Annotated in this window: 23 protein-coding genes; 11 read left to right on the top strand and 12 right to left on the bottom strand. The window is 71.0% G+C overall.

The features are described 5' to 3' along the window. Positions 1-479: 479 nt before the first annotated feature. Both ACZ7LS_RS34590 and ACZ7LS_RS34585 read right to left on the bottom strand, forming a co-directional pair. The gene (locus tag ACZ7LS_RS34590; protein ID WP_382529381.1) at positions 480-992 is read right to left on the bottom strand and encodes an EF-hand domain-containing protein; all 513 of its coding nucleotides are present in this window, start codon (positions 990-992) and stop codon (positions 480-482) included. A 55-nt stretch (positions 993-1047) separates the two neighbouring features. After that, positions 1048-1422 carry an STAS domain-containing protein gene (locus ACZ7LS_RS34585; protein WP_382529378.1) on the bottom strand — a complete coding sequence of 125 codons (375 nt, stop codon included), beginning with the start codon at positions 1420-1422 and terminating at the stop codon, positions 1048-1050. Between the two features lie 353 nt (positions 1423-1775). Here ACZ7LS_RS34585 and ACZ7LS_RS34580 point away from each other — a divergent pair, with 353 nt between their 5' ends. After that, positions 1776-2357 (top strand): RNA polymerase sigma factor, encoded by a 582-nt coding sequence (locus ACZ7LS_RS34580; protein WP_382529376.1) that lies wholly within the window; start codon positions 1776-1778, stop codon positions 2355-2357. Further along, positions 2354-3730 carry a maleylpyruvate isomerase N-terminal domain-containing protein gene (locus tag ACZ7LS_RS34575; RefSeq protein ID WP_385136642.1) on the top strand — a complete coding sequence of 459 codons (1377 nt, stop codon included), beginning with the start codon at positions 2354-2356 and terminating at the stop codon, positions 3728-3730. Before ACZ7LS_RS34580 ends, ACZ7LS_RS34575 begins: the two co-directional genes overlap by 4 nt. Before the next feature lie 123 nt (positions 3731-3853). Here the strand turns inward: ACZ7LS_RS34575 and purU are convergent, their stop codons facing one another. Together purU and ACZ7LS_RS34565 are read right to left on the bottom strand one after the other, a co-directional pair. Beyond that, positions 3854-4747 carry a formyltetrahydrofolate deformylase gene (purU, locus tag ACZ7LS_RS34570; RefSeq protein WP_382529373.1) on the bottom strand — a complete coding sequence of 298 codons (894 nt, stop codon included), beginning with the start codon at positions 4745-4747 and terminating at the stop codon, positions 3854-3856. A gap of 161 nt (positions 4748-4908) precedes the next feature. Then, positions 4909-5355, bottom strand: a complete 447-nt coding sequence (locus ACZ7LS_RS34565) for an SCO4402 family protein (RefSeq protein ID WP_030351269.1) — start codon at positions 5353-5355, stop codon at positions 4909-4911. Between the two features lie 174 nt (positions 5356-5529). Here ACZ7LS_RS34565 and ACZ7LS_RS34560 point away from each other — a divergent pair, with 174 nt between their 5' ends. Further along, complete coding sequence (locus ACZ7LS_RS34560) at positions 5530-6810, top strand: ABC transporter substrate-binding protein (RefSeq protein ID WP_385136644.1); 1281 nt, start codon at positions 5530-5532, stop codon at positions 6808-6810. Positions 6811-6839: 29 nt separating this feature from the next. On the opposite strand, the gene ACZ7LS_RS34555 is transcribed toward ACZ7LS_RS34560, so the two are convergent. Together ACZ7LS_RS34555 and ACZ7LS_RS34550 are read right to left on the bottom strand one after the other, a co-directional pair. Further along, positions 6840-7460: a 2'-5' RNA ligase family protein gene (locus ACZ7LS_RS34555; RefSeq protein ID WP_382675247.1), complete on the bottom strand. Its 621-nt coding sequence runs from the start codon at positions 7458-7460 to the stop codon at positions 6840-6842. Beyond that, entirely contained in the window at positions 7444-8934 is a 1491-nt protein-coding gene (locus ACZ7LS_RS34550) for a helix-turn-helix domain-containing protein (protein WP_382874862.1), read from the bottom strand. Before ACZ7LS_RS34550 ends, ACZ7LS_RS34555 begins: the two co-directional genes overlap by 17 nt. Positions 8935-9170: 236 nt before the next feature. Between ACZ7LS_RS34550 and ACZ7LS_RS34545 the strand changes: the two genes are divergently transcribed. Together ACZ7LS_RS34545 and ACZ7LS_RS34540 are read left to right on the top strand one after the other, a co-directional pair. Continuing rightward, entirely contained in the window at positions 9171-9533 is a 363-nt protein-coding gene (locus ACZ7LS_RS34545) for a DUF6415 family natural product biosynthesis protein (protein WP_382529362.1), read from the top strand. After that, a complete protein-coding gene (locus ACZ7LS_RS34540) occupies positions 9530-9727 on the top strand; it encodes a hypothetical protein (RefSeq protein ID WP_382529360.1) in 198 nt (65 codons plus the stop codon). The genes ACZ7LS_RS34545 and ACZ7LS_RS34540 overlap by 4 nt, the downstream gene beginning before the upstream one ends. A 42-nt stretch (positions 9728-9769) precedes the next feature. Here the strand turns inward: ACZ7LS_RS34540 and ACZ7LS_RS34535 are convergent, their stop codons facing one another. Continuing rightward, positions 9770-11455 (bottom strand): hypothetical protein, encoded by a 1686-nt coding sequence (locus ACZ7LS_RS34535; RefSeq protein ID WP_385136647.1) that lies wholly within the window; start codon positions 11453-11455, stop codon positions 9770-9772. 303 nt (positions 11456-11758) lie between these two features. After that, positions 11759-13141, bottom strand: coding sequence for a tetratricopeptide repeat protein (locus tag ACZ7LS_RS34530; protein WP_382527202.1), 1383 nt, complete (start codon positions 13139-13141; stop codon positions 11759-11761). 308 nt (positions 13142-13449) lie between these two features. On the opposite strand from ACZ7LS_RS34530, the gene ACZ7LS_RS34525 reads away from it, so the two are divergent. The 3 genes from ACZ7LS_RS34525 to ACZ7LS_RS34515 all read left to right on the top strand — a co-directional run bounded on the left by ACZ7LS_RS34525 (position 13450) and on the right by ACZ7LS_RS34515 (position 16856). Further along, complete coding sequence (locus tag ACZ7LS_RS34525; RefSeq protein ID WP_382667184.1) at positions 13450-14136, top strand: bifunctional DNA primase/polymerase; 687 nt, start codon at positions 13450-13452, stop codon at positions 14134-14136. A gap of 102 nt (positions 14137-14238) precedes the next feature. Then, positions 14239-15177 (top strand): ABC transporter ATP-binding protein, encoded by a 939-nt coding sequence (locus tag ACZ7LS_RS34520; protein WP_385136578.1) that lies wholly within the window; start codon positions 14239-14241, stop codon positions 15175-15177. Continuing rightward, complete coding sequence (locus tag ACZ7LS_RS34515) at positions 15174-16856, top strand: transporter (RefSeq protein WP_385830190.1); 1683 nt, start codon at positions 15174-15176, stop codon at positions 16854-16856. Before ACZ7LS_RS34520 ends, ACZ7LS_RS34515 begins: the two co-directional genes overlap by 4 nt. A 238-nt stretch (positions 16857-17094) precedes the next feature. On the opposite strand, the gene ACZ7LS_RS34510 is transcribed toward ACZ7LS_RS34515, so the two are convergent. Both ACZ7LS_RS34510 and ACZ7LS_RS34505 read right to left on the bottom strand, forming a co-directional pair. Further along, positions 17095-17958, bottom strand: coding sequence for an alpha/beta fold hydrolase (locus tag ACZ7LS_RS34510; protein WP_382527211.1), 864 nt, complete (start codon positions 17956-17958; stop codon positions 17095-17097). A gap of 723 nt (positions 17959-18681) precedes the next feature. After that, positions 18682-19374 (bottom strand): metal-dependent transcriptional regulator, encoded by a 693-nt coding sequence (locus ACZ7LS_RS34505; RefSeq protein ID WP_030351277.1) that lies wholly within the window; start codon positions 19372-19374, stop codon positions 18682-18684. Between the two features lie 334 nt (positions 19375-19708). Here ACZ7LS_RS34505 and ACZ7LS_RS34500 point away from each other — a divergent pair, with 334 nt between their 5' ends. The 3 genes from ACZ7LS_RS34500 to ACZ7LS_RS34490 all read left to right on the top strand — a co-directional run bounded on the left by ACZ7LS_RS34500 (position 19709) and on the right by ACZ7LS_RS34490 (position 23389). Then, positions 19709-20464 carry an SIS domain-containing protein gene (locus ACZ7LS_RS34500; protein WP_382527214.1) on the top strand — a complete coding sequence of 252 codons (756 nt, stop codon included), beginning with the start codon at positions 19709-19711 and terminating at the stop codon, positions 20462-20464. Positions 20465-21204: 740 nt separating this feature from the next. Next, on the top strand, positions 21205-21789 hold the full coding sequence (locus ACZ7LS_RS34495; RefSeq protein WP_382527217.1) for a carbonic anhydrase: 585 nt from the start codon (positions 21205-21207) through the stop codon (positions 21787-21789). Between the two features lie 70 nt (positions 21790-21859). After that, positions 21860-23389 carry a SulP family inorganic anion transporter gene (locus ACZ7LS_RS34490; protein WP_382527220.1) on the top strand — a complete coding sequence of 510 codons (1530 nt, stop codon included), beginning with the start codon at positions 21860-21862 and terminating at the stop codon, positions 23387-23389. Between the two features lie 151 nt (positions 23390-23540). On the opposite strand, the gene ACZ7LS_RS34485 is transcribed toward ACZ7LS_RS34490, so the two are convergent. Together ACZ7LS_RS34485 and pdxH are read right to left on the bottom strand one after the other, a co-directional pair. Then, the gene (locus ACZ7LS_RS34485; protein ID WP_385136573.1) at positions 23541-25079 is read right to left on the bottom strand and encodes a PAS domain-containing protein; all 1539 of its coding nucleotides are present in this window, start codon (positions 25077-25079) and stop codon (positions 23541-23543) included. Between the two features lie 528 nt (positions 25080-25607). Next, on the bottom strand, positions 25608-26231 hold the full coding sequence (gene pdxH / locus ACZ7LS_RS34480) for a pyridoxamine 5'-phosphate oxidase (protein ID WP_382527386.1): 624 nt from the start codon (positions 26229-26231) through the stop codon (positions 25608-25610). Between the last annotated feature and the right edge of the window lie 36 nt (positions 26232-26267).

Below are 26267 nucleotides of genomic sequence, written 5' to 3'. Positions count from 1 at the left end.
GCATATTCCAGCGCGAAGGAGTACGCGTAGTGCATACTGTGCGACGCGCGTCGCGGGGAGTCGAACACGGGCGCGCACAGCGCCTATGTACCGCGCGAGCGGCGCACATTCGCGATCCCGGAGCCGCCGTACCGGCAGCACCGCGACCGTCGCGCCTCGCAACCTCTCGCACCCCACGGAGCGTACCGGAGGCCGGACACGACTCCGGCCTGTGACGGCCCGTCGCCAGGACACAACCCGGTATCGGCCCCGGACGCCGCGTTCCGGCCACGGACGGTGACGCATCAGAGCGCTGAGGCCAGAGCTTTTCCCGTCCGCGGGAAGGGAGTTAACGCGGCGAACCGCCGCGGCGAGCGCCGTGGCACGTCACCTCGACTCGTCATCACCGCGCGTCACCACCGCGCGTCACCACGACGAGTCACCTCCGCCGGGCACCTCCGCGGGTCACCGGGGCCGGCGCACCGGCCCCGGAACGCTCATCAGGGCTCGGGCGTCACGTAGTACGCCGCGAAACCGGACAGGATCTCTCCCTCGTGGATCCTGCCGTCGTGGTCCACGTCCAGCTCCGCCGCCACCCGCGTCGCCGCCTCCGGCTCGACACCGAGCACCCTCAGCGCGCGCTCGGCCGACGCCGGGGTCACCCCGCCGCCGTCCTCGTCGGCCACGGCGATCGCGGCGCGCAGGAACGGACGGGCGATCTCCGCGAACCGCTCCGGGTTGTCGCGCAGCCGCTTCACCGCGCCGGTGACGAACTCCTGCCTGCTGACCCGCTGGTCGCCGTCCACGTCCGCGATCCCGGCCATGCCCTGCCAGAACGCCTCGGCCCCGCTGTAGAGCGCCTGTCCCTTGTCGGAGCGTGCCGTCGTACCGAACTCGGCGAGCAGCGCCGCCGCCGCTCCGCTGAAGTCTTCACGGTCGATGTACCCGCTGCCGTCCTGGTCGAAGGCTGCGAACCGGGAGGCGATCTTGGCCTCGTACTCTGCGCTGTCCATCCCCGGAGCGTACGACGGCCGGGGGCCGCGATGTGTCCCGTTACGCGCGGAACCGCTACGCGGAAAGCGGCTGGACCGCGTCGTCGACGGCCGCGGGCACGTCTGGATAGACCTCGAAGAGACGGCGTACGCCGAGGGCCGCCAGAACCCGGTTGACGTGCGAACCCGCCTCGGCGCCACGGGCCGGCAGGATGACATGGAGTCTGCCGCGGCAGGAGTGGAGCAGTCTGCGCGAGGCGATCAGTACGCCGACCCCGCTGGAGTCGCAGAAGAACACCTGGGAGAGGTCGAGCACCAGCGCGTGGCGCCCGGCTGCGACCGCGTCATGGACCCGCTGGCGGACCTCCGGCGAGGTCACGATGTCCAGTTCACCGGTGATGTGCAGCACGGTCCACGGGCCCTGTTCGGAGTCCTCCATCGTGAGCGTCACGCGCCTGGACCTTTCCTCGGGTACCTGGGCTGATCCGGATGGGACCGGTCCGGAAGAGCCGGCGGAGGCTGATCCGGAAGTCGTCCTTCCTCATCCCGCCACTGCCCCGCCGCGTCCCCGTGAAACGTTGTGCAACCTCACTGCGCCACCCGCCGACGCCGCGCGCCGGCCCCACAGGAGCGCCTCGGGGGCGCACTTGGGCAAAGGGGAGTGCGTTATCGGCGACGCCCACTACATTCGAAGGAACGGTGGCCAATGGTGGCCGTCGGCGGGCTTCGACATGATGGTGGACAGGGGCACGGGAACGGACAGAGGCACAGGCAGGCGCACAGAGGAACAGGGCTGGGGGTCGCATGGCGAAGGACACACCGCCCCGGTGGGACCGCAGGATGCACCAGCGGCTGACACGGGGCGAGGCGGCGGCTCTCGGGGAGCTGTACGACCGGTACGCGTCGCTGGTGCACGGCCTGGCCCACCGGGTGCTCGACGACGACGCCGCGGCCGACCGGGTCACCCGTGAAGTCTTCGGCCATGTCTGGGAGAACCCGGACACATACGACCCCAAACAGGGCTCCATACGCTCCTGGGTGGCGAAAGTCACACAGCGGCTGGCCGTGCAGCGGCTCCGGCGTACGGAAGCGGAGGCGTACGAGGCGCGCGGTGACGGTTCGGCGGAGGAACTGGAGCAGAAGATAAGCCGGGTCTCGGTGGCCGCGCGGGCGGACTACATAGTCAGGTCGATGCCGACGCCCCTGTGGGACGCGCTGGAACTGGCGTACTTCCAGCGCAGGGACTACCGCCAGACCGCGGCGGACCTGGGTGTCACGGAGGACGAGGCGCGGCGCCGGCTGCGGCTCGGGCTGCAACTGCTCTCCACGGCCAGCACCCAGGCACAAAGCGGCTCTTCGCCGCCGGGAACCGGACGTTCCTTGTGACCGGCCCGCTGGACGGCGGCTTCCATGACGGCCGCGATCCCGACGAGTCGGCGGGTTTCCTCCGTATTCCGGGTCCGAGGACGGCGCCGGACGATGTGACGGAGGAGGCGCGACCGCGGGCGCGCGAGGCACCGGAGGCACGTGACGTACCCGAGGCGCGTGCGGCACCGGAGGCACGTGACGTACCCGAGGCGCGCGACGTGCCCCAGGGGCATGAGGGGCTCCAGGAGCGTGCGGCGCCCGAGGGGCGTGAGGCGCCGCCCGCCGCCGAGCCGCTGTCGCACAAGGTGCTCATGTCGCTGCTCGGCGCCTGGGCGCTGAGCGCCTGCTCCGCCGAGGAGACCGCGCTCGTCGAAGCGCACCTCACCGAGTGCGCCCCCTGCGCGGACGAGGCGCTCCGGCTGCGCGACGCCGTGGGGCTGCTGCACGCCGACGGGAACCTGGATCTCGACCCACTGCTGCGCTCCCGCGTGCTGGAGAACGCTCTCGGCCGCCGCCCCGCCCGTGTCCCGGTGCCCGGCTGGGCCGCTCCGTACGATGCCGAGACCGCTCGCCTCGACGCGCTCCTGCGGGACATCGGTGACGCCGAGTGGCACGCGCCCGTACGGCTCAAGTGGTACGAGGACGAGGGGACCGTCACCCGCCGGACGACCGTCGCGGGAGTGATCGGCCATCTGATGACCGTCGACGGCCTGATCGCCACCTCCCTCGGGCTCGACGACCCGCTCGGCGGCTCCGACGCCCCCGTCCACCCGACCGCGCGTACGGAGAGCTTCTGGCGGGCGGCGAAGCCCCCGCCGACCCGCACCATCCACGAGCCCTGGCGCGAGCAGAGCCACACGCTCATCAGAACGGTGTCCTTCGCCGGGCGCGGCGTCGCCGAACTCTCCGTGTCGTACGGCTTCTTCGCCCTGCCCCTGCGCGACGCGCTGCTCGACCGTGCCTTCGAGTGCTGGGTGCACGGCGCGGACATCGCGGAGGCGGTGGACTACCCGTACAAGCCGCCCAGCGGCGGCCATCTGCACGAGATGATCGATCTGGCGACCCGGCTGCTCCCCGCCGCGCTCGCCATCCGCCGCCGGAGCGGTCTCGCGGCGCCGGCCCAGGAGCTGGTGACGGCGGGCGCCCCCGGCCGGTCGCTGCATCTGGAGATCGAGGGCGCGGGCGGCGGTGACTGGTACATCGCGCTGGACTCGCCGGCGGCGGTCGGCTCCCGCGAGCGTGCCGTGGCGCAGGTCGCGCTGGACGGCGTCGAGTTCTGCCAGCTGGTGGCCGGACGGGTCTCGCCGGAGGACGCGGCGGCGGGTCAGGAGGGTGACCGTGAGGCGATCAGGGATGTGCTGTTCGCGGCGGCCACGATGAGCCGTCTCTGAAAGCGCCCCACACGGGCTGTCGACCGGGGCCGGCCGAACAGGGCCGCTAGACCAGGTCCCGTCAGCCAGGTCCCGTGGAAGACCAGGTCCCGTGGAAGAGCAGGTCCCGTCGGCCGGGGCCGGTCAGCCGAAGACGACGGTGCGGTGCCCGTTGAGCAGGATCCGGTGCTCCGCGTGCCACTTCACCGCGCGCGCCAGCGCCTGGCACTCCACGTCCCGGCCGATCGCGACCAGCTGCGCGGGCGTGACCTGGTGGCCGACCCGCTCGACCTCCTGCTCGATGATCGGACCCTCGTCAAGCTCGGCGGTCACATAGTGCGCCGTCGCGCCGATCAGTTTCACACCGCGCGCGTGCGCCTGGTGGTACGGCTTGGCGCCCTTGAAGCTCGGCAGGAAGGAGTGGTGGATATTGATGAGCCGGCCGTTCAGCTGCTTGCACAGATCGTCCGAGATGACCTGCATATAGCGGGCGAGCACGACCAGCTCCACCCGCTCCGCGCGCACCAGCTCCAGCAGTTCGGCCTCGGCCGCCGCCTTGGTGTCCCTGGTCACCGGGATGTGGTGGAACGGGATGTCGTACGAGGCGGCCAGATCGGCGAAGTCCGTATGGTTCGAGACGACCGCGGCGATGTCCACCGGCAGCGCGCCGGTGGAGGCCCGGAAGAGCAGATCGTTCAGGCAGTGGCCGAACCTGCTGACCATGAGGATGATCCGCATCCGCTCGTCCGCGCGGTGGATCGCCCACTCCATCCGGAACGAGTCACCGATGGCGGCGAAGCTCGCCCGCAGCTTCTCCACGGTCACCGGGGCGTCCGCCGAGAAGTGCACCCGCATGAAGAACAGACCCGTGTCGTGGTCCCCGAACTGCTGGCTGTCCTCGATGTTGCAGCCGGTCATGAAGAGATAGCTCGACACGGCGTGCACGATGCCCTGCTTGTCCGGGCACGACAGCGTCAGGACGTACTGATCGGAGGCGGCGGACGGCGGGGCGGCGGGTGGCGGCGTGGCGGTGGTCATGACCCCAGAGGATCCCACATCTGTCCCGCGCGCCCCGGAATCGGCCAGTACGTGGACATTGCGTACATGGACCTGACGCACGTGGACATGAAGCACGGGGACATGAAGCACGGGGACATCGCGCCGATCACTCCGGGTGACCTCACGATGCCACAGCGGCGTCAGGCGGACCGCGTCATGATCCGCAGCACATCCAGCGAGGTCGGCACCACATCCGGGTCGTCGCCGTCGCTCGTCGCCAGCCGTACGTGCGCCTCGCGGGCCGCCCGTACCGCCTCCGGCCAGCCATGATGCTCCAGATAGGCGGAGACGGGGGCGTCCGCGCCGACCTGGTGCATGATGCGCAGCACCCGGAGCACGGCGAGATCGACGAGGGCGGCCTCGCCCGAGTCGCGGAAGATCGTGCCGACGTATTTCTCGGCGGACCAGTTGTCCAGCCAGGTGTCCTCGACGAGACGGTAGACGGCGTCGGTGACGTCGCCGTACCCCTCCAGGCCGGCCAGCCAGTACTCCTGGTGAAAGACGGGATCGGAAAGCATGTGCAGCGCCGAGCGCACATTGCTGCGCCAGCGCCACCACGGCATGTCATTGAGCGGCATGCCGCCCATGGTGGGGGAGCGACGGGCACGACGGGAAGAGTTCTCGGAACCTTGCTGCACAGTCCACGACTTTACGTTCCGCCCGGGGACGTCCGGCCGGGCCCCCGTAATTCACCTCCAGGACACCGAACATTGGTCCCCGCTCACTCAGGTGTTACGCGTAAGGCGCGAGTGTGCAGGACTATGACCGGTTGGCGATGCTCCACCTCCCCCCGCCCAGTCCAGTCCAGTGCGGTCCGCGCTCTCTGTATGACGGCGGCCGGGGCTTCGCTTCTTTCCCTTCTGACCGGCTGCGGGGTGCTCCCTGGCGGCTCGGGGGGCTCCAGAGAGCCCGTCACGGTCATGACCTGGGCGCCGGTCGGCACCAACGCCACCAATCTGCCCGGTATGCCCGCCATGGCCAAGGCGTACGCCCGCTGGGTCAACGCGTCCGGCGGCATCGACGGCCATGAGCTGCGCGTCCTGACCTGCAACGAACGCAACGACACGGCGGGCGCCGCCGAGTGCGCGCGCCGGGCGGTGAAGGAGAAGGCCGTCGCGGTCGTCGGCTCGTACAGCCAGCACGGCCGCGAGTTCATGGCACCGCTGGAGGCCGCGTCGATCCCGTACCTCGGCGGATACGGCGTCACGGAGGAGGAGTTCACCAGCTTCCTCTCGTACCCCGTCAACGGCGGCCAGGCCACGCTCCTCGCGGGCAACGGCCTCCAGCTGGCCCGCAACTGCGAGAAGACCGCGCTGGTACGGCCCGACACGATCACCGGCGACGACCAACCCGAGCTGCTCAACTCCGGTCTGGCCAAGGGCGACCGCGGCCCGGCCATCGACATCCGCGCGGCGGAGGACGCCACCGACTACACCAAGGCGTCCACCCGTGCCCGCGAAGGCGCCGAGGACGGCGGCTGTGTCACCGCGGTCCTCGGCGACCGCACGGAGACCTTCTTCGACTCCTACCGCCGCCTCCCCGAGGACGGCCGCGACATCCGCGTCTCGTCGGTCCTCGGCAGCGTCGGCCAGCCGCTGATCAACCGCACGGGAGGCAAGGACGGCCCCTTCGAGGGCGCGTACCTCACCGGCTGGTACCCGGTGGCGAGCGACCCGGCGTGGAAGCCGATGCGCGACGTGATCGACAAGTACGCCTTCGGCGACAACGACATCGACCCGACCGACCCGGGCGCCCAGACCACCTGGATCGCGTACACCGCCCTCAAGGCGGTCATCGAGTCGGTCAACAGCGATGTGATCACCTCCGGCAAGATCGCGGACAGCCTGGACCGCGGCGTACGCGTCGACACGGGCGGCCTGACCCCACCACTGCGCTGGCGCTACCAGGACATGCTGGGCACGCCGGGCTTCCCCCGGATCGTGAACGGGAACGTGACGTTCCAAGTGGTGCGCGACGGAAGGCTGGTGGCGGAGACGAAGGGCTTCGCGAACGTCGGCAAAACCCTCAGCGGCACGCACTAGCCGGGCAGCACGTGGCGGACCTCAGAGACTCAGCCAAGTTCCACAGTGGCGTACGGCTGCCATTCGTACAAACGGTTGTCGCGGTGCAGCACGATCAACTCTGCTGACCCGATACGCGCGTTGACCGGTGGAACGCTGGCCGCGCCGAGGGTCTCCAGGATGGCGTCCACAGGGCCGTCGCTGTTGCTGTACGCCACTGAGACGTGGGGCCGGAACCCCTCGGGCTTCTCCGGCACTTCGGCGAGAACATCTCCGATCGCCGCCCGAATCGCATCGCGGACGGCCCGCGGCGGCTCTTCGGGCCGCACAGGGAAGAGGATCGCCTCTGGATCGACTGTCGGCGCGGAGAGCGTGATGTCGAAGGCCGGCACGGCGGCCAGGCGAACACGGGCGGCCTCGACGACGGCGTCCACATCCGCTTGATCGACCTCATCAACGAAGCCGATTCCCTGCATGGTCAGATGCAGCCACCGATCCGGAATCAGGTCCAGTCCGTCTACCCCGGCCAGCGCGGAACGGTATTGACCGGCGAATCGATGAACGTCCGGCTGCCCGTCGAAGACCAGGTGCCAGGTGTAGAAGCGCCGCCCGGTAGCCCATCCGGGACGCCACCACCAATGGTTACGCAGGTGCTCAGGTCGAGTGGTCATGACCTGAGATCCAATCAGCAGTGCCATCCCCTGACGAGAGGGCAAAGCGCCGTGGTGCTGAGTCAAGGCACCATTCGTTGAGTGCACGCCGTGCCGCGGCGGGCACAGGGCTCGTGGCTGACGGTACCGCGGCCATCAATTCACCAAGATCACGCATCCGTTCGGTGATCGGGGCGAACCGCAGCTCCGGGGGCAGGGCCAGCACCGGAGCGAGGGCCTCCATGACCGCATCCGGATGGCCGATGCCGGTCAGAGCCGTAGCCCGGCTGACGTGGATCTGCGCCGCTGTACCACCTGCGCGCGGGTAATGCGCGGCGAGGTGGCCAAGCGCTGTGTCGGCTTCGCGCAGCGCCTCGTGATAGGCACCGATCCGCAGGTGCGCGGCAGCAGCGTAGTTTTCCTGTCGGGCGGGGTTGCAGGAGAACAGGCCGCCGATCTCGTCGCTTCCCACTATGGCCTCGCGTGCCGCGGCGGCACGCCGCAGTGCGGACCGGGTCTCCTCAGCAGCGCCCAGCTTGGACCAGGCATCGGCCTCCTGGCATGCGAGGAGCGCACCCACGCTGCCCCGCGGACGGCATGCGGTCCCGCGTCGGGCGTAGTTGATGGCGTCTCGCAACCGCCCGTCCCAGAACGCGATCTTCGAGCGGGTGGACGCGACCCAGGCGCTCAGCTCACTGTGTCCGGCCATTTCTGCGCACAGCCACGCCGTGCGTCCCTGAGTGTCCGCCGCGCGCAGGTTGCCGAGGTCACTGGAGATCCAGGCGAGCAGCCCGCAAAGGTAGCCGGCGGACACGTAGAGGTCAGCTGACTGGCGTGGCGGCTGATGTCCTTCGAGGAGCGCGAAGACGCGATCACGGAGTCTCCGCGTGCGATTGAAGAGAACGACGGCGTCGCCGTTCAAGTACTGACAGGCGAGTGTCCGTACATCGGCAAAGACCTGCTCCAGGGCGATATCGCCAACGTTCGTAGCTTCGGCCCACTGCGCCCACGTGGCGGACTCGGTGGCGGCGGCAACCACTCGGTCCGATTCGGCCTCCGGCGTGATCACGGCACCATCTGTCGTCGCCGTGATCGCCTGCTCGGGAGTCCGGCTTCGAATAATCCTCAGGTCACTGTCCGGCAGGGCACGACGGTCCGCGATATCGAGAAGGTCTTCGACATCGCAGCCGTAGACGGTGGCCAGGACGACCAGAACGTGGAGTGTTGGCCGACGGCTCGACGGGCCGGGCCACTTCTCCCATTTCCCTACGAGAGAGGCGTCCGCCGCGACAGCGGAGCCGGGGCACGAGGAGATGCGCTCCGCTGTCCCCTGCAGAGTCCACCCAAGGGCATGGCGCCACGCCTCGCGAGGCCGTATCCGGAAGCGGACACGCATCTCAATGGCGATTTCTGGCGTGCTGCACCCGGCTGACGACATCTCATGACGCAAGGCATCACGATCCGCCTTTGCTCCCGGCTTCGGCGACGGAATCATCGTTCTCCCTGAGTACGCGTGGATTCACTCAAGGTAGCGATCGTTGCGCTCGCCGTAGAGCGGAACCGTAACGCGCTGGAGGCACAAGCCGTCCACTTCGCCATCCGGAAGCCGGAGTTGCCGCAGATCACAGGCCAGTGGCGGTGCCAAGAAAATTGGACACGGCTGCCCGCGACTCAGACGCCCAGAGTTGAAACCGTTGCGGCACATACCGAACCGGACCGACAGGGGAAGTTGTGGACGCCAACGCAGAGACCGAAGCGGCCATCGCCCGATGGCAGAGCAGCATCGACCAGGCTCGGCAGGTCACCTCCGGAACTCGCAGTCGCGACGAGTTGTCCGAGCTGGCCGCGGCGCTTCGCGGCCACATCGCGGAGTTGCTCCCCACCGCGCGCGTCGAGGCCGGCCGGCTGTGGCGTGGCGGCACCGACTGGTACCGGCTGACCGCCCGCCTGGACAGCATCCAGCGCCACGCCGCGCGAGGACTCGGCACCGGAGTTCTGACGGCACACGTTCACGTGCGGCTGCTCGCGCTCGACTGTCAGTGGCTGCTGGAGCACTACGCCCCGGACCCGGCCGGAGCGGACCCGACGCGGTGACCAGATGCGTCACGGGCGGGCACGACTTCCCGTACGAGGACGAGACCGGCGCCTACTGCCACGAGCACGGAGTGACTCTGCTGTGGCACGGAGATCCGGTCACGCGGGACGACCTGTCCCCGTGCCCCGCCCCCTCGACCGCGTATGTACCGCGTGACCGGCCGCTTTCTGACGTGGCCGACGACGCGCCGTAGATCGCCCGGCCCCGGCCCCCGGGGCCCGCCGGGCCACGCGGGCTACAGCTGGGTCGGGGCGCGTTCCGTCAGGTCGTATTTCGTCGCGATGCTGTTCCACAGGCCCGATGCCTTCTGCTTCGCCGCCGTGGCCTCGCCGCTCGCCTGGTTCGCCTTGGCCGCCTGCGAGGTCGTGCGGGCGCGGCCGTCCTTGCAGCCCTTCTTGCCCTTGGTCTGCTTCGCCCACTGCGCGTAGTGGTCGTCCGCCGAGGCGGAGGCCTGCCAGGCGTCGGTGAGGGCGGATATGAGCGCGGCGTGGTTCGGCAGTTTGTCGAGGGTCAGGCCCTCCAGCTGGGTCACCAGGCCCCGGCGCTGCTCGGCCGCTCCGTGGAGATCGGTGGCCGCCTGGTCCAGGCTGTCGCAGGACTTGATGTTCTCGACCGCGCTGATGACCGCCGAGCGGCTGTCGTTGCTGTCCGCGAGGAGCTTGTCGAGCGCCTCGGCCTGTCGCTTCACCGGGTCGGGGGCGGCGGCCTGGGTGGAGGGTTCGGTGCTGGGTGAACTCGCCGAGCCCACCGTCTTGCTGTCGTCCTTGGGCGCGTCGCCGCCGCTCATCAGCGCGCCCGCGCCCAGGCCGAGGACGGCGCAGCCGACGACCACGGCCGCGATCACCGGCACGCGTGACGGCTTGCGGCGTGCCGCGCCACGGCCGCCGCCCGCCGGGTCCTGCCGTGCCGGCGGCTGCTGGTACGCGGCGGCCGGCTGCTGGTAGGCGGCGGGCTGCTGACCGTACGGTCCGCGCTGCTGCTGGGGCTGCTGGGGCTGCTGCGGCGGCTGCGGCCCCCGGCCCGCGCCGATCGGGGGCATCTGCTGCGTCGACTCCGCGCCCTGTCCCCCGCCCGGCCCGTCCGTACGGAAGAGGTTGTCGAACTCCGCGGGCGGCTGGCGGTCGCCCGGGGCGCCGGGGCGGATGCCGTACGGGGCTCCGGAGGGCGCGGCCGGGGCACCCTGGGCGGGGACGGGCGCGATGAACTGCGTGGCGTCCGAGTCCGCGCCCTGCGGAGGGGGCGCGGTGGACGGCAGGTACTGCGTGGCCTCCGCGGAGTTCTCCGGCGGCAGCATGCCGGGGCCCGGCTGTCCCGGCGGGACCGGGGCGATGAACTGCGTGGCGTCCGAGTCCCCCATCGCGGGCACCGGCGGCAGATACTGCGTCGCGTCCGCGCTTCCCGGCGCGGACGCCTCCGCGAGCAGCGGCAGAGGCTGCGCGTGGGGCCGCGCCGGAGGCAGCGGCTGCGGCAAGGGCTGCGACTGGGCCGGCGGAAGCTGCTGCCCCTGCGGATACTGCGGATACTGCTGGTACGGCGCGTACGGCTGCCCCTCGGCCTGCTGTCCCGTGAACGGCTGTCCCTGGGCAGGCGGGAGCGGAGCGCCGTACGACTGACCGCCCTGCCGCGGCTCGTACGACTGCCCGTAGGTCTGTTCGTAGGTCTGTCCGTACGACTGCGGTACGCCCTGCCCCTGCGGGGCCGACGGCGCGCCGCCCCCGTACCCCGGCTGCTGGTCCTGGTGGCTGTCCTGCGGGCCCCAGGGCTGCCCCCACGGCTGCCCGCCGGCCGGCACGGCCCGGTCCTGGTCCGCGGCCGTGCCGGGAATCCAGGGCCCGCTGCCGTCGCTGGGCAGCACCACGCCTTCGTGCGCGGGGCGCGCGGCGGGGTGCTGCGGCTCATCCCCTTGTCCGCTCTGCGTCACCGGGACTCCTACGTGTGGAACGTGTGGACCTACCGAATCGTCGGTTCACGCTACCGGGTGAATCGCGACCGCTGCCACGCGCGTGGGCCCTGTAACAACTCGCCCCCTCAAGACGCTGATAACGCGTCCGAATTCGCCCATCCCGTCCCGGACTTGATCACCCTCACGCCACCCCCACGACGCCCACACAGCACCACCACGGCCCTCACCGCGCACAGGGCTCCGCCAGGTCCTGTCCGGTCGGTCCTCGTGCGTCACGAGGACCGACCGGACAGGACCTGGAAGCGCGGGGAGTGAGCGCCGTCACGCCGCCTGGATCTCCAGCCGCGCCGTGAACTCCCGCACCGCGGGCTCGTTCGCGTACGGCTCCAGCCGCTGCTGGAGATCGTCGAGATACTCCGCCCCCCGGCTGGAGCGCAGCGCGCCCAGCAGCTCCGCCGCGCGCGTGCCCGTACGGCAGGCCTCCTCGACCTCCCGCTGCTGGACCTGGGACGTGGCGAGCAGGACGAGCCCGATCGCCCGCCGTCTGGCCCGGGACTCGGGATGGCCCGCGAGCGAGTCCTCGGCGTGCCGGGCCGCCTCCTCCGGCCGGCCCAGGTCGCGGTAGCAGTGCGCCAACTCGTCGGCGAGATAGGCCTGGTCGAAATGCGCGATCCAGTCCGGGTCGTCGCCCGAGGCGTCGCCCGACTGCTCCAGCGCGGTGACCGCCCGGCCGACGGCCGCCTCGCAGGTACGGGCGTCGCCCATCAGCGCGTGGCCCCGGGCCTCGGCCGCGTAGAACATGGCCTGCGCCCTCGGCGCCACCTGCCCGCGCGCTCCCTCCTGCGCCGCGCGCGCCAACTGCGCGATCTCACGCGGATTCCCGAGCTGCGCCGCCAGATGACTCATCGACGCGGCCAGCACATAGCCGCCGTACCCGCGGTCCCCGGACGCCTGGGCCAGCCGCAGCGCCTGGATGTAGTAGCGCTGGGCGAGCCCCGGCTGACCGGTGTCGATCGCCATGTAGCCGGCCAGCTCGGTCAGTCGGGAGACCGCCGCGAAGAGCCGCCGGCCGACCGCCTCACGGTACGAACCGGAAAGCAGGCCCGACACCACGCTGTTCAGGTAGTGGACGACGACGGGACGGACATGGCCACTGCCGAAACGGTGGTCCAGGTCGATGAGGGCCGCGGTCATGGCCCGTACCGCCTCGACATCCGAATCCCCCACCCGCGCACCGGTGTTGCGTGCGACGGCCGGGTCCGCGCCGGTGATCAGCCAGTCCCTGCTGGGCTCGACGAGCGCCGAGGACGCCACCGCCGAGCCGGACAGGAAGTCACGGCGGCCGACATCACTGCGCCACAGCTCACAGGCCTGTTCGATCGCGCCCATGACGGTGGGCGAGAACTGAAGACCGACGCCCGAGGCGAGATTCTTGCCGTTCGCCATCCCGATCTCGTCGATCGTGACCGTACGGCCCAGCTTCCGCCCCAGCGCCTCGGCGATGACGCCCGGGGCCCGGCCACGCGGCTGCTGTCCGCGTAACCAGCGCGCCACCGAGGTCTTGTCGTAGCGCAAGTCCAACCCGCGCTCCGCGCCCACCATGTTGACGCGCCGGGCGAGCCCGGCGTTGGAACACCCCGCCTCCTGGATGAGCGCCTGGAGCCGTTCGTTCGGCTGGCGCGCGACGAGTGGTCTGGCTGCCAATGGATACCCCCTGTGGCCGCAGTGATCAGCTCACTGAACACTGCCCGGCACATATGCGAAGAATGCACATGTTCGGTGATAACGGAAAAATTCGAGGAATTTCAGAAAGCTTCGGTAAACACGGCGAGGCTCGTCCGCATGCCTCCCGCGTTGCCCATATGTTGTCGGACCCCCGAGGGTGGCTACCCCCTTACCGCTCCACCCCTTCCCGCGCGCCCCCACCCATGCATCCATGCGCCCCATATGCGGGGCGGGCGTTCCCCGGCGTGGCAACGGGCACCCCGTAACCCGTGGTGGTGGCGGTAGTTGTGCTGTTCGTGGAAGAGACCATCGGAGTGACGGACGCCGCGCACATCCCTCAGCAGCGGGGCGACCTGCTGCTGGACAGCGCGGTGCGGTACGTGGAAGAGCGGCACTGGGACGTGTTCCCCGGTACCTGGCTGGAGGCGGCGGACGGCCGGGAGACCTGCTCGTGCGACCGGCAGGACTGCCCGGCGCCGGGGGCGCACGCGGCCGGTCCCGACTGGGCGGCGCAGGCGACGGGCAGCGCGGTCGCGGCGCGCAGACTGTGGTCGAAACAGCCCAGGGCGTCGATCCTGCTGCCGACGGGACGCACCTTCGACGCGCTCGACGTACCGGAGTCGGCCGGCTTCCTGGCACTGGCCAGGATGGAGCGGATGGACCTGACGCTCGGGCCGGTCACCCGCACCCCGGACCGCCGGATGCTGTTCTTCGTCCTGCCGGGCGCCGCGGTCAAGGTGGACGACCTCGTACGGAAGCTGGGCTGGAGTCCCGGCGCGATCGACCTGGTCACGCGTGGCGAGGGGGACTACGTGGCGGCCCCGCCGACGCGGATCGGCGGCAGCGGCGCGGTGCAGTGGGCGCGCCGGCCCACGCGGGCCAACCGCTGGCTGCCCGATGTCGAGGAGCTGATGAGCCCCCTCGCGTACGCGTGCGGGCGGGAGGCGGCCGAGGAGCGGGCCCGCCGCGCCTAGGCCGTCCTGTCCGGCGCGGCTCCTGTCCGGCGCCCCGTACATAAGGTGGGCCCCCCGTAGATATACGGGGACATCTGTACGAGACACGAAAGGCGGTGCGCGATGCCGGACCAGGCACGGGACCAGGCACGGGATCGGACACCGGCGGAGGGGGCCGGCGGGGCCGAGGGGGCCAGTGGGGCCGAGGGGGCCGGCGGGGTACGGCCGATACCGCCGACCACCGGCGCGGAGACCACGAGCGCGGCGGCCACCGGCACGGAGATCCGCCCGCACGCCGAGCCCGCCGTTCGGGTCGAGGGGCTGTGGAAGCGGTTCGGCGAACACATCGCCGTCGCCGGTATCGACCTCGAACTGCCCGCGGGCCAGTTCATCGGCCTGGTCGGACCGAACGGCGCGGGCAAGACCACGACCCTGTCCATGGTCACCGGCCTCCTCAGGCCCGACCAGGGACGGGTACGGGTCGCCGGCCACGACGTCTGGCGGGACCCCGTCGAGGTCAAGACGCGGATCGGGGTCCTGCCGGAGGGGCTGCGCCTCTTCGAGCGGCTCTCCGGGCGGGAACTCCTCGGCTACACCGGGCGGCTGCGGGGGCTGCCGGGCGCCGAGGTCGACAAACGGGCCACCCAGCTTCTCGACGTACTGGACCTGGCGGGCGCGCAGCACAAACTCGTTGTCGACTACTCGACAGGCATGCGAAAGAAAATCGGCCTCGCGGCGGCCCTGCTCCACAACCCGCAGGTCCTCTTCCTGGACGAGCCGTTCGAGGGCGTCGACCCGGTCTCCGCGCAGACGATCCGCGGCGTCCTGGAGCGCTATACGGGCTCGGGCGCGACCGTCGTCTTCTCCAGCCATGTCATGGAACTGGTCGAGTCGCTGTGCGACTGGGTCGCCGTGATGGTGGCGGGCCGTATCCGCGCTCAGGGCACCCTCGAAGAGGTACGGGGTGACGCGCCCACCCTCCAGAGCGCCTTCCTGGAACTGGTCGGCGCCCAGGGCCACGGCGCCGGGGAGTCGCTGGACTGGCTGGGCGGCGCGCGATGAAGATGGCCGAGAACAACCCCGCCCCGACAGCGTCCGTCCCGCTCACGCCCCCCTCGCCGGGGCCCGCCCCGTCGGCGACCGCCCAGCCCCCGTCCGTCCCGCTCACGCCCGTCCTCGTACGGCTGAAGCTCTCCCTCCTGCGCAACGGGCTGCGGCAGTCGTCGGGCCGGGCGGTCGCGTACATCGCGTCGGCGGTCTTCGCGCTGCTCCTCGCGGCGGCGCAGCTCCTCGGTCTGCTCCTGCTGCGCGGAAACGCCCACGCGGGCACGCTGGTCGTGCTGCTGACCGCCCTGCTGGCGCTGGGCTGGGCCGTGATGCCGCTCTTCTTCCCCAGCGGCGACGAGACCCTCGACCCGACCCGGCTGGTGATGCTGCCGCTGCGCCCGCGCTCACTGGTCGGGGCGCTGCTCGCGGCCTCGCTGGTGGGGATCGGGCCGCTGTTCACGCTCTGTCTGGCGGTCGGCTCGGCGGCGGCGACGGCGCATGGCGCGGCGGCCGTGGCCGTCTCGGTCCTGGCCGTGGCGCTGGTCCTGCTCGTGTGCGTGGCCCTGGCGCGCGCGGTCGCGACGGCCAATATCCGGCTGCTGACCTCGCGCAAGGGACGCGACCTGGCCGTTCTGAGCGGTCTGGTGATCGCGGTGGGCATCCAGGTCGTCAACTTCGGCGTCCAGCGGCTCGGCGACGCGGGCGGGCTCTCCGCGCTCGACCCGGCGGCGCGGATCGTACGGTGGCTCCCGCCGGCGTCCGCGATGGGCGCGGTGGAGTCGGTGAGCGAGGGCGCGTACGGGCGGGCCGCGGCCCAGCTGCTGCTGACGGTGGCCGCGCTGGCGGCCCTGCTGTACGCGTGGCAGCGGTCGCTGGTGAAGCTGATGACCGCCCCGGACGGCTCGACGCTCGCGGCGTCGGAACCGGCGCGCAAGGAGTCGGTGTGGCAGCCGGGGCGGCTGCTCCCCGAGGGGCGTACGGGCACGGTGATGCTGCGCAGCCTGCGGTACGTGTGGCGCGACCCGAAGACCAAGGCGGCCTGGGTGACCTCGCTGGCCATCGGCCTGATCGTGCCGCTGCTCAACGCGCTCCAGGGCAGGGGAACGATCTACTTCGCGTGCTTCGCGGCCGGCATGCTCGGCATCCAGATGTACAACCAGTTCGGCCAGGACACCTCGGCCTTCTGGATGGTCGCGCTGACGATCTCCTCGACGCGGGACGCCTATCTCGAACTGCGCGCGCGTGCGCTGGCACTGCTGGTGATCACCCTGCCGTACTCGGCGCTGGTGACCGTGGCCACGGCGGCGCTGCTCGGCGACTGGGGGGCGCTGCCCGAGGCGCTCGGGCTGTCCTTCGCGCTGCTCGGCGCGATGCTGGCGACGGGCGCGGTCGCCTCGGCGCGCTTCCCGTACTCGATACCGCAGGACAGCGGTTACAAGAACGTCGCCCCCGGCCAGGCCGGTCTCGCCTGGATCTCGATCTTCGGCGGCATGCTCGGCGCCGCGCTGCTGTGTGCGCCGGTGCTCGCGCTGACGATCTGGATCCATGTGTCGGGCGCGGACGAATGGGCGTGGCTGCTGCTCCCGGTCGGTACGGCGTACGGCGCCCTGGCGGCGGCGGGCGGCCTCCGCCTGGCGGCCCCGCGGACGGCGGCGCGCCTGCCGGAGATCCTCGCGGCGGTCAGCAAGGGCTGACGGCCCGGCGGACAGGGCGCCCGGGAAAGCCGGGGAGCCCCCGAGGAAGCCCGGGGGAGCCCGGTCATGACGGGGCGGCCGGTCGCGTCGGGGCGGCCGGTCGCGTCAGGCATCGCATGACGTCAGGGGCTTCCGTCCCGCGCCACCGGGTCCCGTCGCGTCAGGGCGGCCCGGCGGGCGCGTCATTGGTCCCCTCGCGCCAAGGCGGCCCGGCGGGCGCGTCATTGGTCCCGGCGCGTCAGGGCGTCAGCACGCCGTCCAGGAACGGTTCGATCGCCGCCCGCCAGGCTTCCGGCTGGTCGTAGTGGGCGAGATGGCCCGCGTCCGTCACCTCCGCGTACTGGCCGCGCGGCAGCACCCGCACCATTTCCTGGGCCTCCGCACGGCCCAGCTCGCCGTCCAGGCCGCGGACCACCAGGGTGGGGCACTGGACGTGCGCCAGCTCCTCCCAGTGCGCGTCATGGACCCAGGTCTCCCGGGACGTCAGCATCTGGCGGCGTGAGAAGACCGGGCGCCAGCCGTCCGCGCTCTCCGCCATCACCTCGGCGAAGAACTCGCCCCGCGCCGGCGTGGGACGTTCCACCCAGGGGTCGTCCTCGCCGAACCACTTCCGTACGTCCGCGAGCGTGGCGAACGGGACCGGCCAGGCGTGGAACCAGTCCGCCCATTCCCGCTGGGACGCCGCCCCCAGCGCCGATGCCCGCATGTCGCAGATGATCAGGGCCCGGACCAGATCGGGCCGCTTGGCGGCGAGCTGCCAGGCGGTGAGCGCGCCCATCGAGTGACCGATGAGCGTGACGGGCGCCAGCCCGAGCTGTTCGATCGCGGCCTCGGCGTCGGACACGTACGCCTCGCGCGTGAACGGGCCTTCGGACGGCTTGTCGCTGCGGCCGTGGCCGCGCTGGTCGAGCGCGATCGCGCGGTGCCGCTCCGAGAGCCAGCGCGCCGTGGCGGCCCAGTGCGAGGCGCGGCCCATGAGGCCGTGCAGCAGTAAGACACCGGAAGCCCCCGCCGCGTCCTCCCGCCGCTTGGGCGGGTCGGCAAACTCCCAGGCAGCGAGACGTACACCGTCCGCTCCGGTCACATCGATGCGCCGCACCATGCGTCCCGGCACCCCCTTCGGTCCTGAGTGGTCGAGTCGGCTTTCGCCATGGCCCCGTTCCGATGCGTCCAGCCACGTCAGACTATCGAACTCCCATTCGAAAAACTGATTCCCGCACGCAACACCGCTCGTTCGAGTGACCACGCCCCAGGATTGCCGGACGCGGCCCTGGGGAGATCTTCTCCGGGAGGCGGGCCGCTCGGGGATGACGGTCCGAGGGGAACGACCCTGGGAGCTCGGGGCTCCGGGTCAGCGCAGGGGAGGACAGGCTCCGGTGCCGAAAGGCACCGGAGCCGCCCCCTCGCGGATCACACAGGCCTCCCGGTCCGGACAGCCGCAGGGCATACGCGCCGTACCGCAGACGCGACACACAGTGCACACCCCCGCACAGGCGCATCACCCTGCTCCCTCCCCGGACTCGGACCGACCCGGAGCCGCATCCCCGCGCCGGCACCTCAGGTCATATGCCTCTGCCACAGACTGGCACGCGAACGCCCAGCCGTCGCCCCCTCCCGCCGGAAAGCGCATACAGTCCGGCCACGTGACGTTCCCCTGAGTCACTCCGCTGTCCGGAGGTCTCAGCACACCCCGTACACACACCCCGTACGCACACGCCCTGCGCACACCCCGCACGCCCGGCCCCGTACGCACACCTCGCGGTCGCCGAAGCGCCGCCCGCCCCCCTGGGCGGACGGCGCTCCTCCGGCTACGGGCCCCGGTGCCTCAGCGCTTGGCGACGAAGACGTGCGACGCCACCTCGGACTGAAGCTCCGCCGCCTCGCCACTGCTCCCGACCAGCACCCCGCCGGGAGACTCCGTCACACTCACCACGGACCCGGGCTGAACGCCCGCGCGCCGCAGCGTGTACATCAGCTGGGCATCGGTCTGGATGGGCTCGCCGATCCGCCGCACCACGACCGTCTTGCCCTCGGCGCCCGGGTCCAGCTCGGCGAGACTCACCATCCCCACGTCCAGGAACGGATCCGCCTCGGCCTTCTCGCCCAGCTCCTCCAGGCCCGGGATCGGGTTGCCGTACGGCGACTCCGTCGGATGGCGGAGCAGTTCGAGCACGCGCCGCTCCACCGCCTCGCTCATCACGTGCTCCCAGCGGCACGCCTCCGCGTGCACCTGCTCCCACTCCAGGCCGATCACGTCGACCAGGAGACACTCGGCGAGCCTGTGCTTGCGCATGACGCGTGTCGCCAGCCGGCGTCCTTCCTCCGTCAGCTCCAGATGCCGGTCACCCGCGACCTGCACCAGTCCGTCGCGCTCCATACGGGCCACGGTCTGGCTGACCGTCGGCCCGCTCTGGTCGAGCCGCTCCGCGATCCGGGCCCGCATCGGGACCACACCTTCCTCTTCCAGCTCAAGGATGGTGCGGAGGTACATCTCCGTCGTGTCGATCAGTCCGGACATACATGCCCCTCGATAAATCGTGCGCTGGCCCTGACTCAATTCTGACGCATACCACCGACAACCGTGCCGTGCCGTGGAGAGCGGAAGGGGCGGAACCCGGATGCGGCGGGACAGCCATGTCGGGTCGCCGTATTGACAGAGCAATGGTCCAGACCTCAACGTGATCCGCGGCACAGACATTCCCGGTGCCCGCCCCGCCCGTGGTTCCAGTCCTGGTCAACCGCTGGATCCCGCCCTGATCCGCGCACGGTCCGCCCCTGTTCCAGCCCCTCGACCAGCCCTGAACCACCCTCCTGTTCCGCCCTTGATCCCCCACCCTGGAAGGGCCTCCTCGATGAGCGAGAGCAAGCTGGCCGGTCAGTTCTTCGATGCGGCGATCGGCCTGCTCCAGCGGGTACGCGACGAGGAGTCCGCCAACGTCGCCGCCGCCGGAACCGCCATCGCCGACACCGTCGCCGCCGGGGGCCGGCTCTTCGCCTTCGGCGCCGGGCACTCCTCGCTCGCCGCGCAGGACGTCGTCTACCGGGCCGGCGGCTTCGCCGTGATGAATCTGCTCACCGTGCCAGGCGTGGTCGGCGTCGACGTCATGCCGGCCACCCTCGGTTCCGCGCTGGAGCGGGTCGACGGGCTGGCGGGAGCGGTCCTGGACTCCAGCCCCGCCCGCGCCGGCGACCTGTTGGTGATCATCTCCCTCTCCGGACGCAACGCGCTGCCCGTCGAGATGGCGATGAACGCGCGGGCGCTGGGGCTGAAGGTCATCGGTGTGACGTCCGTGGCGTACGCGACGGAGACGACGTCACGCCACCTCACCGGGACCTACCTCAAGGACCACTGCGACATCGTGCTGGACAGCAAGATCGCGGTCGGTGACGCGGAACTGACGGCCGACGGCATCGAGGCGCCCTTCGCGCCCGCCTCCACCGTCGTCACCAGCGCCCTGATGCAGGCCATGATGGCCGCGGCCGCGGGAGAACTCGCCGAACGCGGAATCGAACCCCCGCTGCTGCGCTCGGGGAACGTCGACGGCGGTACCGAGTGGAACGGCCGCGTCATGACCGAGTACGGCGATCGAATCTTCTACCGGCACTAGAACGCTTCCGCGAACGGCGACGGGCTGCGGCGGCCGGGGTAAAGCGACGCGGCCGAAGACAAAAATGCGACACACGTAACAGCGGATACCGAGAGTGACATCTGGGGCCTGCGGGGCGCACTCCCGCAGGCCCCAGCACGTTTTCGCACCCGCGAACCACCACTTTGCGTCACCAAGGGGGCACTTGGCGGAATTTTGATCTTTCACAGAGAAGTAATGTTCAGGCAAAGTAGGTGAGGCTGCGGTGCGGCATCATCGGAGCTGACGACATGTCGGCGCGTACTGCCGTGCCCGCACGGCACCACGGAAAGACCGAAAGACGGAAAGGGCGAGCTGTGAGAATCCGACTGGACCGCGAGTCCACCGTCAGACGCGGGACGACCGCTTCCTGACGCCGGCCGCCCGGACCACCACACGGCAGCCGCCACGCCGGCCTCCCGAACTGCCGCGATCCGGCAGGGCGCGACGCCCGCATGGCACCCCGTGAGAGCCAGGACATCCCTGACGCTCGCCCCTTTCCCCACGGTGCGGCCCTCACGTCCACACCCTCAGTCCTCACCCTCACGATCGACCTGCACGTTCAACCCCATGCTCAACCCACACGCTCAACCCCCATGCTCGACCCACAACACGCTCAACCCTCATGGCTCGACCCGCAGTTCACGCACATCCGTTTCACCCCCCACTGACCCGACCACACCGCGCCCCGGCAAGCCCGGGAGTGCAGGAGGCAGGCCATCATGAAATCCCTCATCGACAACGCCCGTTCCTTCTCCGTGCAGGTGGCGGAACGCCCCGAAGAGTTCCGAGATCTCGCGGCAGGGCAGTCGCCGCAAGCACTCTTCATCACCTGCTCGGACTCCCGTGTCATCCCCTCCCTCATCACCGGCGCCCGCCCCGGCGAGCTGTTCGAGCTGCGTACAGCGGGCAACATCGTCCCGCCGTACGACCGGGACCGCCCCAGCGGCGAGACCGCCACGATCGAGTACGCGCTGCGCGTGCTCGACGTCCGTGACATCGTCGTCTGCGGTCACTCACACTGCGGCGCCGTCGGCGCCATGGTCCGCGGCGAGGACCTGTCGGCCGTTCCCGCCGTGCGCGGCTGGCTCGGCCTCCGCGCCTCCAAGCTTCCGGCGGCGCACGGCCTCGCCCACGCCGTACGGCACCACGCGGCGGCGCAACTCGACACCCTCCGCGGCTATCCCGCCGTACGGGAACGCCTCGCGGACGGCCGCCTCTCCTTGCACGCCTGGTACTACGAAGTGGACACGGGCGCGATCAGCGTCCACCGGCCCGAGCTGGGCGGGGAGTTCAGACCGCTGTGACAGCGGCCTCGATATCGACCTCTCCCCACCTTCCGTCCGCTCGCGGACCGCACAGCTAGGACAACCCGTCATGCTCTCCCTCCCACTTCTGAAGGACCAGCGTGTCCTTCGGCGCGAGATACTCGCGTCCCTCGTCGTCTTCCTCGTCGCCCTACCCCTCTGTGTGGGGGTGGCGGTCGCCTCCGGCGTCCCCGCCGAACTCGGTCTGGTCACCGGTATCGTCGGCGGACTCGTCGTGGGCTGTCTGCCCGGCAGCTCGCTTCAGGTGAGCGGCCCCGCAGCCGGTCTCACGGTCCTCGTATACGAAGCCGTCAAAGAATTCGGCCTCGGTACGCTCGGTGCCATCGTCCTGGTGTCCGGATTGCTGCAACTGGCCCTCGGAGCCCTCGGGTTCGGCCGCTGGTTCCGGGCCATCTCGGTCGCCGTCGTCCAGGGAATGCTGGCCGGCATCGGCCTGGTGCTCGTCCTGGGCCAGGTGTACGCCATGGCCGACACCGCGCAGCCGTCCGGCGGGGTCGGCAAGATCGCCGGACTGCCGGGACTGGCCGGCGACATCCTCACCAACGGCACGGCGCTGACCGCGTTCCTCATCGGGGCGGGGACCATCGCCGTACTGGTGCTCTGGCCCCGGCTCCCGGCCCGAGCCCGGGTGGTTCCCGGCCAGCTGGCAGCCGTGGCCCTGGCCACCGGCGCGGCCTTCCTGCTGGACCTTCCCGTCGCCAAGGTCGAGGTGCAGGGCCTGCTGGAGTCCATACGCCCGCCCGGCCTCGACGAGTTCGGGGGCCTGGCGAGCGTGGCCGCGCTCGGCACCGTTCTGGCGTTCACCCTGATCGCCTCGGCGGAGAGCCTGTTCAGCGCCGCGGCGGTGGACCGTATGCACGACGGCCCGCGCACGGACTACAACAAGGAACTCATGGCGCAGGGCGTGGGGAACACGGTCTGCGGCGCGCTCGGCGCGCTGCCGATGACCGCGGTCATCGTACGCAGCGCCGCCAACGTCCAGGCGGGCGCGCGGACCCCGCTCTCCCGGATCCTGCACGGCCTGTGGCTGCTGCTGTTCGCCGCGCTGCTGCCGGCGGCGATCGGCGTCATCCCGCTCGCGGCGCTCGCCGGTGTCCTGGTGCACGCGGGCTGCAAGCTCGTACCGGTCAAGGAACTGCGCCCGCTGTGGCGGGAGCACCGCGGCGAAGCGGTGATCCTCGCCATCACGGCGCTGGCGGTCCTGGTCACGAACCTCTTCGAGGGTGTGGTTCTCGGACTGCTGCTCGCGGTGGTCAAGACCGCGTGGGAGATCTCCCATCTCCATGTCGACGTCCATGAACTCACCGGCGGCAGGATGGTGGTGTCGGTCACCGGCAACGCGACGTTCCTGCGACTGCCGCGCATCATGGAGCAGTTGGAGGCGCTGCCGCAGGACCGTCCCATCGAGCTGGACCTGTCCGGCCTGCGCCATGTCGACCACGCGTGCCGGATCGCCCTGGAGAACTGGGCGATGCGGCACAACGACGCGGAGACGGAACCGGTCAGGATGCTGCCCCCGGAGGCGGTGTCCCTCCGGGAAGGCGGTCCGGCGACGGGCCCCAAGGCGGGCGCGTCCTGACGTTGCGTCAGTGGCGGGCGGCGCGCGGCGGCATGTGCGGGAAGCCGCCGGTGCCGCCCGTGCTGCCCGCGCTGTCCGTGTCGCCTGCCCCGTCCGTGTGGCCCGTGCGGCACGGCGTCTGTCCTCGGTGACACCGTCGGCCGTCGGGCCGTCAGTCGGACAGAACCCCGGCGAGATCCAGGGCCGCCGCCACGCGGATCGTCACATCCTCCGCGTACACCGCGTCCGGCCGTTCGAAGGCTGCCCGGCTCGCTCCCCGCAGGAACGTCACCACGCCCAGCGACCGGCCCCGGCTGCGCAGCACCGTGCACAGGGCGTGCACCGAGTCCGGCGGCCACTGCCGCGAGGTCGCCCAGGCCGGAGAGGGAACGGCCCCCGACGCGGGACCGGCCGGACCGGCCGGACCGGCCGGACCTCCGGAGGCACCGGGGGCTGCTGAACCAGAGCCCGCGGAGGCGCCGGACGTACCAGGAGCGCTCGCCCGTACCGAACCGTTGCGGTCCATCGCCTGGAGCGCCGGATGCCCGGTCATGTACCGCACCGGTATCCCGCCCGACTCGACGGTCATACTCGGCCCCGACCCGCCACCGGACGGCGTCTCCGCCACCCGCACCAGCCGTACGGGAGCCGCCGCCCCGTCCGGCCTCTCCCCCGCCACCAGATCGATCAGCGCGTGATCCGCGAAACCCGCCAGCGCGAAATCCAGATAGACCGTCGCCGCCTCCATCGGGTCCTCGCACTCCGCCGCCGCGCGCCCCGACCGGTACAGCTGGCTCGACCGGAACCGCAGCCGGTCCGCTTCCTGCGCCGCCAGCTTCGACTCGGTCACGTCCTGGAACATCCATCCCACGCCCAGCGGCACCGGCTCCTCCGCCAGCGGAGACGCCAGCCGCAAAAAGCCGCTGCGCCAGCAGCGCCGCCGCTCCCCGTCCGCCGCGTTGACCGACACCCACAGTTCGGCGGCCGACTTCGGCGCCCCTTCCGCGAGCACATGGTGGAGCGCGGCCTCCAGCTCCTCGACGCCCTGCGTGAGCAGCTCGCCCAGCGGCCGGCCCAGCACCGAACCACGCCCGGAACCGAACGCGCGCGCCGCGTAGCCGTTGACGACGGTCGGCCGCAGATCGACGTCCACGAGGACGACACCCCAGGACGCGTCGTCGAAGAGCGCCTCGCTGAGCGCGATGGACCGCTCCAGATCGATCTGCTCATGGACCTCGCTGAAGGCGCTGTAGACCCCGGCGGGCTTGCCGTCCGCCCCGCGCATCCCGGACGACTGGGTCCGAATCAGCACCCTCCCGCCGTCCTTGCGCAGCAGCGCGAACTCGTCCACCTGCCGCCCCGGCGTATCCATCACGGCCATCAGCCGCGCCTGCACCTCGTCCGCGTCGGCGGTCCGCACGGCCCATCCGGCGAAGCCCTGCCGCCCGACGGCCTCCTCGGCGGACCAGCCGAGTATCCGCTCGGCCTCGCGGTTCCAGTGGGTGATCACGCCGTGCGCGTCGAAGGCGCACAGGGCCGCGTCCATACCGTCGAGCAGCGCCGCGAGCAGATCGGCACCGGCTCCGTCCCGCTCCGCCCCGCCCCCGCCGTCCGCACCGGCGCCGACCGCGGCACCGCTCTCCGATTCGTGACCGGGCTCCGGCTCGTCCGGCCCGCGCGGATCGGTGGTCTCACTCCGAGAAGCACTCATCCTGGCACCCCCTGCAGGGCGTCTCCGCCTGTGCTGACGCACGTCCGATCATTCAACTCGAACGTGACTCAGCACACACAAGGTTCCCCGAAATCGTCGCACCCCAAAAGCAGTCCCGCACACCGGCTACCACACGCCGTGGACAAGCGATCAAGGGTTCTGACGCGGAACACGCATACGAGCGTACCCGGCTTCCTTTGAGCGCGTACCGGAAATCCTCGCCAATCTCCCTCCCTAAATTCGCTTGAGAGTCTCCGGGGGCCCTCCTAAGGTGTGACACACACTGAAAGGAGGTGATTCGGAAGTGATTTCTTTCCGGACTCGTGAGGTGGCTGCGGGCTGACGGCCCGTTGTCGCACTCAGTGCGGAGCCGGTAACCGCCGGCCCAATCCACAGCAGTCACCGCCCCGCGGGCTCGCCGGTACGTCCGGCCGGCTCCTCTTCGGAGGAACCCGAGCCCGCGGGGTTCTGCGTTTCCCAAGGGCTTTCCCCCGGGACCTACGGACCTACGGCCTACGGGCAGAGGGCCTACGGGCAGAGCCGCTCCACCCGCCAGCCGCCCCCCTCGCGTACGTAGCGCAGCCGGTCGTGAAGCCTGTTCTCGTGGCCCTGCCAGAACTCGACGGTCTCCGGCGTGACGCGGTAGCCGCCCCACCCCGGGGGCACCGGCACGCTCTCGCCCTCCGGGTAGCGGGACACCAGCTCGTCGTAGCGGTGGAGCAGTTCCTCACGGGAGGCGATCGGGCTGGACTGGTCGCTGGCCCAGGCACCCAGCTGGGAGCCGTGGGGGCGGGTGCGGAAGTACGCCGCTGTCTCGTCGCGGCCGGTGCGCGCGGCGGTGCCCGTGATGATGATCTGGCGGGCCATGGGGTGCCAGGGGAAGAGCAGTGAGACGTGGGGATTCGACTCGATCTCGCCGCTCTTGCGGGACGTGTAGTTCGTGAAGAAGACGAAGCCCCGGTCGTCGTACGCCTTCAGCAGCACCGTACGCGCCGAGGGCCGGCCGTCGGGCGTGGCCGTCGAGACGACCATCGCGTTCGGCTCGTGGAGGTCACCGGCCACGGCCTCCTTGAACCAGCGGGCGAACTGGTCGGCCGGAGCGGGCGCGAGGTCCTTCTCCAGAAGCGGAGTGGTGCGGTACTGCTCACGCATGGCGGCGGGGTCGTCAGGGTCGGCGGGATCGACGGA

Source organism: Streptomyces sp. NPDC039430, assembly GCF_055639435.1.
This window is presented reverse-complemented; position numbering and strand designations above follow the sequence as displayed.

Bases quoted from the DNA above. Each gene is read 5' to 3' on its own strand.
- ACZ7LS_RS34590 (WP_382529381.1), bottom strand. From the start codon at position 992: ATGGACAGCGCAGAGTACGAGGCCAAGATCGCCTCCCGGTTCGCAGCC.
- ACZ7LS_RS34580 (WP_382529376.1), top strand. From the start codon at position 1,776: ATGGCGAAGGACACACCGCCCCGGTGGGACCGCAGGATGCACCAGCGG.
- purU (WP_382529373.1), bottom strand. From the start codon at position 4,747: ATGACCACCGCCACGCCGCCACCCGCCGCCCCGCCGTCCGCCGCCTCC.
- ACZ7LS_RS34565 (WP_030351269.1), bottom strand. From the start codon at position 5,355: ATGGGCGGCATGCCGCTCAATGACATGCCGTGGTGGCGCTGGCGCAGC.
- ACZ7LS_RS34560 (WP_385136644.1), top strand. From the start codon at position 5,530: ATGACCGGTTGGCGATGCTCCACCTCCCCCCGCCCAGTCCAGTCCAGT.
- ACZ7LS_RS34555 (WP_382675247.1), bottom strand. From the start codon at position 7,460: ATGACCACTCGACCTGAGCACCTGCGTAACCATTGGTGGTGGCGTCCC.
- ACZ7LS_RS34550 (WP_382874862.1), bottom strand. From the start codon at position 8,934: ATGATTCCGTCGCCGAAGCCGGGAGCAAAGGCGGATCGTGATGCCTTG.
- ACZ7LS_RS34520 (WP_385136578.1), top strand. From the start codon at position 14,239: ATGCCGGACCAGGCACGGGACCAGGCACGGGATCGGACACCGGCGGAG.
- ACZ7LS_RS34515 (WP_385830190.1), top strand. From the start codon at position 15,174: ATGAAGATGGCCGAGAACAACCCCGCCCCGACAGCGTCCGTCCCGCTC.
- ACZ7LS_RS34510 (WP_382527211.1), bottom strand. From the start codon at position 17,958: ATGGTGCGGCGCATCGATGTGACCGGAGCGGACGGTGTACGTCTCGCT.
- ACZ7LS_RS34505 (WP_030351277.1), bottom strand. From the start codon at position 19,374: ATGTCCGGACTGATCGACACGACGGAGATGTACCTCCGCACCATCCTT.
- ACZ7LS_RS34500 (WP_382527214.1), top strand. From the start codon at position 19,709: ATGAGCGAGAGCAAGCTGGCCGGTCAGTTCTTCGATGCGGCGATCGGC.
- ACZ7LS_RS34495 (WP_382527217.1), top strand. From the start codon at position 21,205: ATGAAATCCCTCATCGACAACGCCCGTTCCTTCTCCGTGCAGGTGGCG.
- ACZ7LS_RS34490 (WP_382527220.1), top strand. From the start codon at position 21,860: ATGCTCTCCCTCCCACTTCTGAAGGACCAGCGTGTCCTTCGGCGCGAG.
- ACZ7LS_RS34485 (WP_385136573.1), bottom strand. From the start codon at position 25,079: ATGAGTGCTTCTCGGAGTGAGACCACCGATCCGCGCGGGCCGGACGAG.
- pdxH (WP_382527386.1), bottom strand. From the start codon at position 26,231: ATGCGTGAGCAGTACCGCACCACTCCGCTTCTGGAGAAGGACCTCGCG.